The organism is Paenibacillus sepulcri (assembly GCF_042647105.1).
GTDB lineage: Bacteria > Bacillota > Bacilli > Paenibacillales > Paenibacillaceae > Paenibacillus_Z > Paenibacillus_Z sepulcri.
In genome coordinates this window covers 5763322-5775472 of sequence record NZ_JBHRUP010000001.1, presented here as the reverse complement: position 1 = coordinate 5775472, position 12151 = coordinate 5763322, and the positions used below count along the sequence as shown (strand labels likewise).

General features: G+C 50.8%; 11 protein-coding genes. All 11 read right to left on the bottom strand.

Annotation, left to right across the window (positions count from 1 at the left end; all coding sequences use genetic code 11):
- Positions 1-241: 241 nt before the first annotated feature.
- Genes ACFOLF_RS25295 through ACFOLF_RS25245 form a run of 11 tightly spaced genes read right to left on the bottom strand, consistent with a single transcriptional unit; the run spans position 242 to position 11923 of the window.
- On the bottom strand, positions 242-1492 hold the full coding sequence (locus ACFOLF_RS25295; protein WP_210046491.1) for an ArgE/DapE family deacylase: 1251 nt from the start codon (positions 1490-1492) through the stop codon (positions 242-244).
- 13 nt (positions 1493-1505) lie between these two features.
- Positions 1506-2273, bottom strand: coding sequence for a glutamine amidotransferase (locus ACFOLF_RS25290; protein WP_210046490.1), 768 nt, complete (start codon positions 2271-2273; stop codon positions 1506-1508).
- A gap of 29 nt (positions 2274-2302) precedes the next feature.
- Positions 2303-3268: an ABC transporter ATP-binding protein gene (locus ACFOLF_RS25285; protein WP_210046489.1), complete on the bottom strand. Its 966-nt coding sequence runs from the start codon at positions 3266-3268 to the stop codon at positions 2303-2305.
- On the bottom strand, positions 3265-4260 hold the full coding sequence (locus ACFOLF_RS25280; RefSeq protein ID WP_210046488.1) for an ABC transporter ATP-binding protein: 996 nt from the start codon (positions 4258-4260) through the stop codon (positions 3265-3267). Before ACFOLF_RS25280 ends, ACFOLF_RS25285 begins: the two co-directional genes overlap by 4 nt.
- Positions 4261-4298: 38 nt before the next feature.
- Entirely contained in the window at positions 4299-5906 is a 1608-nt protein-coding gene (locus ACFOLF_RS25275; RefSeq protein WP_210046487.1) for a gamma-glutamyltransferase family protein, read from the bottom strand.
- Positions 5907-5927: 21 nt separating this feature from the next.
- The gene (locus ACFOLF_RS25270; protein WP_210046486.1) at positions 5928-6800 is read right to left on the bottom strand and encodes an ABC transporter permease; all 873 of its coding nucleotides are present in this window, start codon (positions 6798-6800) and stop codon (positions 5928-5930) included.
- Complete coding sequence (locus ACFOLF_RS25265) at positions 6801-7754, bottom strand: ABC transporter permease (protein ID WP_210046485.1); 954 nt, start codon at positions 7752-7754, stop codon at positions 6801-6803.
- A gap of 22 nt (positions 7755-7776) precedes the next feature.
- On the bottom strand, positions 7777-9354 hold the full coding sequence (locus tag ACFOLF_RS25260; RefSeq protein WP_210046484.1) for an ABC transporter substrate-binding protein: 1578 nt from the start codon (positions 9352-9354) through the stop codon (positions 7777-7779).
- Between the two features lie 2 nt (positions 9355-9356).
- Positions 9357-10304 (bottom strand): ribokinase, encoded by a 948-nt coding sequence (gene rbsK, locus ACFOLF_RS25255; RefSeq protein ID WP_210046483.1) that lies wholly within the window; start codon positions 10302-10304, stop codon positions 9357-9359.
- Entirely contained in the window at positions 10294-11157 is an 864-nt protein-coding gene (locus ACFOLF_RS25250; RefSeq protein ID WP_210046482.1) for a BtpA/SgcQ family protein, read from the bottom strand. The genes rbsK and ACFOLF_RS25250 overlap by 11 nt, the downstream gene beginning before the upstream one ends.
- A 28-nt stretch (positions 11158-11185) precedes the next feature.
- Positions 11186-11923, bottom strand: coding sequence for a GntR family transcriptional regulator (locus ACFOLF_RS25245; protein WP_210046481.1), 738 nt, complete (start codon positions 11921-11923; stop codon positions 11186-11188).
- Positions 11924-12151 lie beyond the last annotated feature (228 nt).

The following is a 12151-nucleotide window of genomic DNA, read 5'->3' as shown; positions in this document are numbered from 1 at the left end:
AAGAAGAAACGGCTCTCGCCGTCCTTTTGGCGGTGCAGCAAGTTTCTTCATTTAGAAATATAAGTAAAATATTCAGGTATTTTACATCTTATTATTTTAAAAAAAGCCGCAAAGCTGCGGCTTTCTTGAAAATCAGAAGAATAAAATTTGGCCTCTATTTTTCTAATATTTGTATGAGAAGAAAATAACTTTCCCGCCAAAGGACGGCTTAAGACGTCTCTTCCTACAGGCAGGATTGAAATCAGGACTCAGCGACTCCGCACCAGTCGGAAATAAAATCCGTCAGCACCTTAATGCAATCCCAATACTGCTTGATTTCCACAAACTCATCGATGCCATGAGCCTGCTGGATGCTGCCTGGACCGAATACGACCGTAGGGATATCGCCGTAATTGGCCAGCAGCCGGGCATCGCTGCCATATTCGCAGCCCCACACGAGTGGGAGCGTATGAAAAATGTTCTGAAAACTGGACGAAACCGCGCCGATCAGCGGGTGGTCCGCCAGCAGCTCGTAGCCGCTTCCTTCCTGATATTTCTCAATAACAGGCGGATGCTCCGTCATCCAGGCATCGGAGGCGAATACCCGACGGAGCATATCCATGACTTCAGCTTCAACGAGACCGCCCAGCTTCTCCTCATCCGCGTCTCCGGGAAGATAATGAAGCCCAAAATCCAGGATGCAGCGGTCCGGCACTACCGAACCAGCCATTCCACCATGAATGGTTCCGATATTGATCGTCGGAGGAGGCAGCAGGGGATGACGCTTGCTGATTGCCCATTCACGCTCCAACTCCTGCAAGGCCTGAATCACCTTGGCGGCTTTCTCAATCGCATTGACACCCTGCCATTTCAGCGCGGAATGCAGCGCTTTGCCCGTGAAAGATATTCTGAAGAACAGCCAGCCCATATGCGCCGGCATGATCTGCAGCTCCGTCGGCTCCGTAACGATCGCCGCATCGGCGCGGTAACCCCGGTCGAGGCAGGCAAGCGTTCCGTTGCCTCCGCCTTCTTCGTCAACGACGCTTTGCAGAATGACATCGCCTTTGAGCCTCATTCCATGCTTGACCAGGTTCTCCACCGCCATAATCATGGCGGCGACGCCTGCTTTCATATCGCAGCTGCCCCGTCCGTACAGCTTACCTTCCGAACGGGTGGGCTGAAGCGGGTGAGAGGTCCACTTATCCAGCTGGTCGAATGGCATCGTATCGATGTGTCCGTTCAATATGAGGGAACGCCCCCCGCCAGTTCCTTTCCAAACGCCTACGACATTGGGTCTATTCTCATAATAATGTCCCCGGTCTGCTTCTTTATAGGCATATAAACGCTCATTTTCCGGTTCAAATACATCTATTTCCAGGCCCAGTTCATTGAATTTTTCCATGATGACCTGCTGGGCGTTCATTTCTTTTCCATATACGCCATGCTGCTCGTTGGTTGTATCCTGCGAGATCAACCGCTCCAGGAACAACAGCTGTTTTTCTGGGGTTTCCAAGGGTAACACTCCTTTAGTTAACACGATCTGACTGGGCCAGCGATGTAATCAGGCGATCCCAGAGCAGGGAATAATATTCCCACTCGCAAAATTCGAGCGGAGACCAGTGCGGAGAACAATCCGTCGCATAGGCCAGTGTCCGGCCTTCACCATAGCTGCCGATTGTAATAATCGGGTCTTTCCCATTCGAAATGAGCACATTTGCATCTTCTTTGGCCTTCAACCGGTTATATCCCAAAATATAAGGCCACTTCTCCGGCATTCCTTCGAGCCAGGGAAGAGCAGCTTCACTCATGGTCAGCTCAACTCCTTCCGGCAGCTCGACCCGGTCATCGCCTTCCATTAATTCGACCGGCAAAATTTCCTCGATAATCGTATGCTTATAATTCCCTTTCGCTTCGATTCCCTGGAAGGTCAGATACCCGCCAATCATCCCAAAACCACCGCCATGCTTCACAAATTCAGCGATCAGCGCCAGCTTGTTGACCGTCCGCTTGGAACGGAGAAAAGTGTCGGGAGAGAGCAAGAACGTATTCGCTCCCACATCGCTGACCAACACCACATCGTACTTCTGCAGCTCCGCAAGCGTAGCAGGAAACCGCTTCGATACTTCGTGAGAGGGAATATGGGTGAAACGATGTCCCGAGGTTTCGATCGCCTTCTGAATCCATTCAACCGCTTCGTCGTAACCGGAGAACGTGAATGTATCGAAGCCTTTGACTTCAATGGTGTGCATGAACCAGCTTTCACCAACAAAAAGAACGGATAATTCGGATTTCATAGAAGTCCCTCCACGATTTTGAGGTTGATTTACGAGAACAAATGGCAAGCGACCCAGTGCTGGTCGGCTGTCTGCTTAAATTCCGGCTTGTCCGTTTTGCAAATGTCCATGCAGGAAGGACAGCGTGTATGGAAGGTGCACCCGGAAGGCGGATTCGCCGGACTTGGCACATCTCCGGTCAATACGATCCGTTCGCGGGCGATACGATTATTCGTTTGCGGCACTGCACCCAGCAGGGCCTGCGTATAGGGATGAGCGGGATTTTCAAACAGGCTGTTTTTGGGAGCCATTTCAATCATACGGCCCAGATACATAACTCCGATCCGATCGCTGATATGGCGCACAACGGACAAATCATGGGAAATAAAAATATATGTCAGCTTAAACTGATCCTGCAGATCCTTCATCAGATTCAGAATTTGCGATTGGATCGATACGTCCAATGCGGATACCGGCTCATCGGCGATAATTAGTTTCGGATTCGTGATGAGGGCGCGTGCAATACCGATACGCTGTCTTTGCCCGCCGGAAAATTCATGCGGATAACGATGATAATGATGCTCGGTTAATCCTACGATTTCCAGCATTTCCTTCACTTTTCGCCTTATTTCCCTGCCTTTGACCAACCCGTGAATCTTCAGAGGCTCCTCCAGAGTGGCCCCGATGGTCATTCTTGGATTCAAGGAAGCATAAGGGTCCTGAAAGACAAATTGCATATAATGTCTCATTTTCCGAAGCTCGGATGATTTCAGCTTTATGAGGTTTTGCCCCTGGAAAATAACCTCTCCATCACTTGGCTCGGTCAGACGGAGGATCGATTTGCCAGTCGTGGATTTGCCGCAGCCGGATTCTCCGACGATGCCGAAGGTTTCGCCTTCCTGCACCTCGAAGCTCACATCGTCAACCGCTTTGACAAAGCTTTTCAATTTACCGATTCCGACGGACTGGATGGGGTAATATTTCTTCAATCCTTTTACTTCAAGCAGTGGATTCATCTTAGCGCAGCCTCCTTGACGACAGAGCTTTCGTGCAGCCAGCAGCGGCTCATCTGCCCGTTATCCAATTGAAATAATGGAGGGGCTTCCGCCAGACATTTCGGGTGTACAGCCGGGCAGCGGGAGGCAAAACGGCAGCCCTGCTTTACCGTCCCGGGCAGAGGCACTTGACCTGATATCGAATCCAAGCGGGCTTGAACCTTATCGAACTGCGGGATCGACTTCAAAAGTCCCTGCGTATAGGGGTGAGACGGTTTTTCGAAGATGGTGGCCACATCGGCCTGCTCCACAATCTGACCTGCATACATGACCAGAACTCGATCGCACATTTCATAGACGACGCCCAAGTCATGCGTGATGAACATAATGGAAGTGCCCTGCTTGTTCTGCAATTCCCGCATAAGCTCCAGAATCTGCGCCTGAATCGTTACATCCAGCGCCGTTGTAGGCTCATCCGCGATCAATAGGTCGGGGCTGCATGACATGGCCATCGCAATCATGACCCGCTGCCGCATCCCTCCGGACAATTGGTGGGGGTATTCATCAATCAGTTTATCGGCTCTCGGAATATGAACGCTCTTCAGCATCTCGATGACATGGCTTCGGGCTTCCTTCTTCGAATATCCCCGATGCAGAATGACCGCTTCGCTAAGTTGAGCGCCGATCGTATATACAGGGTTCAGCGAGGTCATCGGATCCTGAAAAATCATCGCAATCTCGTTGCCTCTGACTTTTCGCATTTCATCCTCCGACAGCTTCAGCAGGTCGGTGCCGTTATACCGGATCGAACCGGCGGATATCCGCGCCCCTTTCCGGGGAAGCAGTCTCATGACGGATAATGACGTTACGCTTTTACCGCAGCCGGATTCCCCGACAACACCTACAATTTCACCTTTTTTGATCGTTAAATCGACGCCGTCTACCGCAGGAATGATGCGTCCGTCACTGGTAAATTCCGTCTTCAGACCGCTGATTTCCAATAGGTTTGTCATATTCCTGCCTCATTTCCATGTGAAGATGACTTCAGTAATCAAAAGATAGACACTTGTCCGTCCGCTCTTGGTTCCGTTCCACCGGTATAAACTCCGTTTTCCTGTCTCCATATGATCTGTCCGCGTCCGAATGTGCGCGAGCTTGCCGCATATATGATGTCATGCCCCATTCGGGCGAGCGCCTCCACAATATGCGGCGGAACGGCCTGCTCAACTTCAACTGTTTTGCCCTGCAGCCACTGCCATCTCGGCGCATCAAGCGCAGCCTGAGGATTCAAATGGAAGTCGACTGTATTCATCACGACCTGCACATGTCCCTGCGGCTGCATGAATGCTCCCATGACGCCGAACGGTCCGACAGGCTCATTGTTTTTGGTCAAAAAGCCGGGAATGATCGTATGATAAGGCTTCTTGCCGGGCTCCAGACAGTTTGGATGCGACGGATCCAGCGAAAAATTATATCCCCGGTTATGCAGTGCGATTCCGGTTCCCGGCACAACCAGCCCGGATCCGAAACCCATATAGTTGCTTTGAATATAAGACACCATATTGCCTTCCGCGTCCGCCGTACTTAAATATACCGTTCCTCCGCCGGGAGGCTTACCCGGCTCCGGCTGCAGCGCATAGTTCCCGATCAGCCGCCGGCGGTCTTCCGCATAGGAATCCGACAGCAGGTCCTTCACCTGCACGGACATTTTCGAGCTGTCCGCAATATATTTCTTGCCATCCATGAAGGCCAGCTTCATGGCTTCCAGTTGTCTATGGTAGGTCTCGGCACTATCGCGAGCGGAGAAATCGAACCCCTTCAAAATATTCAAGGCCATCAGCGCCACTAGCCCGTGACCGTTAGGCGGGATTTCCCAAACTTCATATCCGCGATAATTGACATGAATCGGATCTACCCATTCCGGCCTGAATGCGGAGAGATCTCCGAGCGTCAAGTATCCTCCATATTTTCTGGAGAAACGGTCTATTTGCTCAGCCAATTCTCCACGGTAAAAGGATTCCGCCTTCGTCTCCGCAATGGATTGCAGCGTCCTGGCATGATCGGGCGAACGCCAGATTTCGCCGATTTCCGGCGCCCTTCCTCCAGGCATAAAGGTATCGAACCATCCTTTGAACTCCTCGCCCTTCAAATGCTCATGATTATCGCGGAATTCCATCGCCCAATTCATGCCCAGCACAGGAGAAACGGGGTATCCTTGCTCCGCATAGCGGATAGCAGGCTCAAGCACCTTCTCCAGAGGCAGCCTGCCGAATCTGGCGGATAATTCCGCCCAGGCCGCCGGCGCTCCGGGAACCGTTACCGGCATAAATCCGTGCTTGTCGATTTGCTTGACGCCCATTTTATTCAAAGCATCAAGCGATAAGTTCTGCGGAGCCGGTCCACTGGAGTTCAAGCCATGCAGCTTGCCCTTCGTCCAAACCAGAGCAAACGCATCGCCGCCAATTCCGTTCGACGGAGGCTCCACTACCGTAAGCGCTGCTGCTGCCGCAATTGCGGCATCAATGGCATTCCCGCCTTGTTTCATCATCTCAAGCCCTGCCTGAGATGCAAGTGGCTGCGAGGTGGCAACCATCCCGTTCCGGGCATACATAACCGTTCTTCGCGACGGGTACGGGTAGTAAAGAGGATCGTTTGGCATCTCGTTTGTTCCTCCCCCTTGTTATTTCTTCAACTTCGGATCGAGCAGCTCCCGGATACCATCACCCAGGAGATTAAAGCTCAGGACGACCAGGAAGATCGCTATTCCCGGCCAGACCGCAAGCAAAGGCGTGTCATTCAAGTAGCCTTGCGCGATATAAAGCATCGATCCCCAGCTCGGCTGCTCCGGTCTTGCGCCAAGCCCCAGATACGACAGCCCCGCTTCCTGAATAATGGCGGAAGCCATCGCCAAGGTGATCTGGATCAGGATCGGGGACATGGAGTTGCGCAAAACATGAAGGAACATGATCCGCCAGTGATTGCCGCCTATCGCCTTGGCGGCCTGGACATATTCAAGAGATGTCACTGTGATGACCTGGGCCCGGGTGATGCGGATAAAAGCGGGGACAAACCCGATTCCTATCGCAATCATGGCATTGTAGAAGCCTCCGCCCAGTGCGGCTGCCATGGCAAGCGCCAATATCAGGGACGGGAATGCCTGGATCGCGTCAACGGCGCGCATAATAATCCATTCATCCCAGAAGCCCCGGAAGTATCCGGTTATCAGTCCGATCGGAACCCCGATCAGTACGGCAATGCCTACCGATATGACAGCAGCCTGAATCGTTAATCGCGCTCCGTACACGAGTCGGGAGAACGTATCCCGGCCAAGATCATCCGTTCCCAGGAGATGGCCATGACCCGGATTTTGCAGCAGAGCCGAGTAGTCCTGGTCGTTAATGGGATCATATTGGGCAATAAAAGGCGCGAGGAGGGCAACCAGCACTAACAATATAATGATTACCGCACCGACGACGGCCAGCCTGTTCTGTGTAAATCTCCGGAAAAGAAGAAGGTTCTTATTCGGTCTTGGATCAGGAGTCAGATTGCTCATTTACTTGACCCCCTTCCCGGATTTGGTCCGCGGATCGATAATGATATACAGCAGATCGACGAACAGATTGATGAATACAACCAATAATGCCGATACGAGAATTGCACCCTGTACGGTAACATAATCCCGTTTGAATATGGAATCGACTATCAGCTTGCCGAATCCCGGAATCGAGAAGATCGATTCTGTAATGACCAGACCTCCCAGGAGTCCGGCGATAATCAAGCCGCTGGTCGTTACGATTGGTACGAGCGCATTCTTCAAGGCATGCCGCACAATGACGGACCGTTCGCCCAATCCTTTGGAATAAGCGGTGCGGATGTAGTCGGCATTCATAACTTCAAGCAGGCTGCTCCGTACCATCCGCATCAGAACTGCCGATTCCCTGAGGCCTGTCGCCACAATCGGAAGGATCATGGCAGACATATTCATCGCCGGATTTTCCATGAATGGAACATAGCCCGAGGCCGGGAACCAGCCTAATTTCATGGCAAACATAACAATAAACATCATCCCCAGCCAGAAATGGGGAATCGACATGCCGAAAAGTGCAAATAATGTACTGGAGTAGTCGATCCAGCTGCCCGGACGGGTTGCCGCCATAATACCTGCCGGCAGGGCAATCAGGATAACAATGATGAATGTGCCTATTGCCAGCTCCAGCGTAGCGGGAAAACTTTGCTTGATCAATTGGATGACCGGCGTATTGTTGACCAGCGAGTTTCCCAGGTCTCCATGCAGCACCCCGACCAGCCAATCCACATACTGAATCGGAAGCGGTTTATTCAAACCAAGCTGTTCACGAAGCGCATCCAGCATTTCCGGGGTTGCATCCTGACCGAGAATGACGGAAGCCGGGTCCCCGGGGAGCAGCTGCAGCAGCGAGAAAACCATAATGGTCACCAGAAGAACAACCGGGATTGTTAATAGCAAACGTCTGATTATAAAGGCCATGAACAATCCCCCTGTAATGTTATCATTTGCTGATGTTAACGGTTCGGATCATGCCATCCGGGATATAGGTGAAGCCTTTGACAGCCTTGGAAACTCCCAAGGTGTTGTTGCCGTGATAGAGATATACATAGGGAATGTCCTCTTGAATAATCTTCATTACTTGATCGTAAATCGCTTTGCGTTTCGTGTTGTCGGTCTCGACGCGGGCTTCATCCAGCATTTTGTCGACATCGGGATTGCTGTAATGGGAGCTGTTCATCGTTCCGGTGCTGTAAACCCAATCGTAGATGCTTTGATCCGGATCCTGACGTCCGCTCCAATAGGCGAGCGCGGCTTCGAAATTTCCGCTTTTGGTTTGTTCATCCAATGCGGCGACTTCGACCTTCTCCAGCTTCACTTCGATTCCGGCTGGCTTGAGCATGTTTTGAATCATTTGCGCAGTTTGCTGATCGGCCGGCAGCGTGCCGACCTTCAAGGTGAAGGAGTACGTTTTGCCGTTAAGGATTTGCTTGGCCTTCTCCAGATCCGGTTTCGGAGCCGAATCGCTGTCTCCATGAGCAAATACATTCGGTGCAAACGGTGAACGTCCAGGTACGCCCGCCCCGTTCAAGGCAACCTTCACGATTGCGTCGCGATCGATCATAATATCCACTGCCTGACGCAGCGCTTTATCGTTGAATGGAGGCTTGGACATGTTCAGGTAGATGCCTTCGAATGAAAGGGACGGTTCGTTGATCAAATCCACCTTCGTATCGTTTTTTGCATTTTCAATTTCTTTGAAGGGGAATTTATCGGAAATATCCACATCGCCGCTTTCCAGATTTACATAGGCTACATTCGTATCTTCAATGGTTTTGAATACGACCTGATCCATCTTCGGCAGACCTGCCTGCCAATAGTTCGGGTTCTTCACCAATGTAATCGAGGAGCCTGCTACAGCCGATTTGAACATGAACGGGCCCGTTCCTACCGGGTTATTGTTAAAGTCCGTTTCCGATTTTTTCACAGCAGTCGGGGATACCATCATGCCCGGTTTTTCGATCATTAGAGACAAGAATGGGGCAAACGGCACCTTTAACTGAACCTTGACCGTGTAAGGATCAACTACAGTGATCGTATCGACATTCTTCAGCGCGTTTTTCTGTGCGGAGTCGTCTTCCATGTAGCGTTCGAAGTTAAACTTCACCGCGTCGGCATTAAAGTCGGTGCCATCCTGGAATTTAACGCCCTGGCGCAAAGTGAATGTATAGGTTTTCTTATCGTCAGACAGCTCCCACTTCTCTGCAAGCATCGGGATCAGGTTGCCGTCCTTGTCGATATCAAGCAGCTTATCGTAGAGGCTTTGGTACAAGTTCTTCTCCGCTATGGAGACGGAATACTTCGGATCTAATTTAGTTGGATACAGGTACAGGGAAACGTTCAGCGTACCTCCAGAGGCGGCTGGCGGCGCTGCATCTGCGGGAGCAGTATTGGTTGGCGCCGCCGGATCTTGTGGAGCAGACGTATTGCCGCTATTGCTGCCGCTGTTGTTTCCGCCGCAGCCTGCGAGCACGAAAAGTACTGTCAGTAGTGCAATTCCCGATTTAATGAAACTTTTCATTGTCATTCCTCCACATAATTTTGATTTTTTTGTTTGAACTGCATATATTCGTCGTAAGTCGGCGCAGAGGTTTGAGCCCCCGCTTTGGTTACGGACAATGCCGCAACCTCGACAGCTTTCTGGATCGCCATCTCCAGATCCTTTTCCTTGCACAGAAAATGTGTCGTCGCTGCCACAAAGCAGTCTCCGGCAGCCGTGGAATCAACCACCTCTACTTTCGGAGATTGAAAATGCCTGGATAATGTGGCGGTTTTCAAGACGGCCCCTGCCTCACCGAGCGTAATAATAACATTTTGAATGCCTCTCTCGAATAAGATTTGCGCTGCCGCCTTGGATGTCTGCACCGAATTTACGGTTATGTCTGCAAGCTGGGAGGCTTCGGTTTCATTCACAATCAGGTAATCGACCATCGATAGAAGCTCGGTATCGATCGGAATGACGGGTGCCAAATTCAATACCAGCTTCACTCCCGCAAGGCGGGCCTTCGTGATGATATAGCGGGCGATCTCCATATCCATTTCAATTTGCAGCATGGCGTATTTCGCTTGATTGATAATCGTCTCGGCCGCGTCGATATCCTGCTTCGTCCATAAATCGCTTGCCCCCGAATGGGTCACGATCGTATTCCGGCCTGCTTTGTCCACACAGATCATGGAAATACCCGTCTGTGATTCCGGCGTGAATTGTACGAGATCATGGCACACGCCATCTTTGCCCAGATGCTCCTTCAGCTTCCTGCCCAACTCGTCATCACCTACACGGCCGATCAGAGACACTTTGGATCCCAAACGGGATGCCGCTACAGCCTGATTGGCAGCCTTGCCTCCAGGGAACATCCCGAAGACCTTTGTCGAAATCGTCTCCCCAATTTCAGGAAGATGATCCAGAAAGGAAACATAATCCATATTAATGGTTCCAAATACGACGATATCCGGCATGTCAGCTCCCAACCGATGCACCCTCCTTGACGCGTAAATCAATGACTGCATGCATGAAGGCTTTCGCGCGGTCAACATCAACCGGGTTCCACCATTTTCCGTCTATTTTCAAGGAGCTGCCCACAATACAGCCATTGCACTCCGAAAGAATGTTGGCTGCGTTATCGACACTCATTCCGCTGCCTACAATGACCGGCAAATCCGTATTGCTCTTGATCCCCTTCACTTCGTCCACAGATGTTTCGTGGCCTGTCCGGTTTCCCGTAGCAATAAGAACGTCGGCATCAAAGAATATCGCATCTCTTGTCTGGTCTGCCAGGCTGCGGTCGGCCACTATCGAATGGCTGCCGTGCTTGACATGCACATCGGCAAAAATTTTGATATTCTCTCCCTTGATATTCGAACGGAATCTCATCGCTTTTGCCGAAGCCCCTTCGATAAAACCTTCATTGGCTACATAGGCATTCACCCATTGATTGACCCGGACATAGGGCAGATCGGCGGCTTTGGCCACGGCTAGTGCCGGGATAGCTGCGTTGGCCAGGCAGTTAATGCCGATCGGCAAATTCGTTTCCTGCTTGATTCTTACCGCTAAAGCTGCGAATGCAGCTGTCGTGTCCATCCCGATATCCTCCGGCTTGGAGAAGGGGATGTCCCAGGAATTTTCCAGCATCAGTCCGTCAACCTTGCCCTCTTCGAAAGCTCGGACATCATTCATCGCAAAATCGAAGATCGCGTCCAGATTTCCTCCTTGAAAATGGGGCGATCCGGGCAGTGCTTTCAAGTGGATCATGCCGATCACCGCTTTGTCTGTTTTGAAAATATCCATGATGGCATTTGTTTTGGGTGGGAATATTCCTGACATGGTAGTCCTCCTATAATCGTGTTGTAAGTTATGATTTCAAATTCAATTTGATCGTATATTTGTACTTATCCGCTCTGAACACCATTTCGGCATATTCATAGGTTCGTCCATCCTTCAGCTTCGTCAGCCTGGTGAGCAGCAGAATAGGTGCTCCAACCGGGATGTTGAGCAGCGAAGCTTGTAAATCATCCGCCAGGCTGGCTTCAACGGTTTCTTCCGCTTCCGACAGCTCGACTCCCTCCAAGGCCAGGGCGGCATACAGCGAATGGGACGAAAAATCATACTTGCTCAAATGCGCCTGAGGCGTAATGGAGGTGTTTAGAAATACTTTGTTCACGCCTATTGGCAGGCCGTCAACCAACCGGATCCGTTCCAGCTTCATCACCTCGGAATTCGGGGGCAGATCGAATTTCCTGCGCAGTCTCTCGCTCGCCATGACATTCGAACAATCGAGCACCAGAGAGCCGACAAGATGGTTTTCGCTCATTTCATGGGTGAAGCTTGTCAGCTCGGGACGGATGTTCTCCAGCTTCGGTTCTGCAACGAAGGTTCCTTTGCCCTGCATTCTTGTCAGGCTGCCGCTGACAACCAGATCGGTAATCGCCTGCCGCACCGTAATGCGGCTAATGTCGAACTGCTTCTGCAGGCTTTCTTCCGTCGGAATTTTATCCCCCGGAAGCCATTCTCCGTTATCGATTTTTTCGATAATGACCTCCTTCAGCTGAAGATATAAAGGTAAACGGTTCAATCGGTTTACTTCTGCCATTCAATCTCCTCTTTTCATAAATAGAGCTCATCATTATTTAATGTAATATAACATAACATCATGTTGTTATGATGAATTTTAGCTATACTATCGAATGTTGTCAATCATATTTTTTATGGAAATCACTGGATACGCGAAAAAACCCCGTTTATCAAGGGGTCCAGGGGTCAATGCAGGTTCATTATTTTAATAGACAAGATATTTTGGAGACGAAGCCCATCTACCATT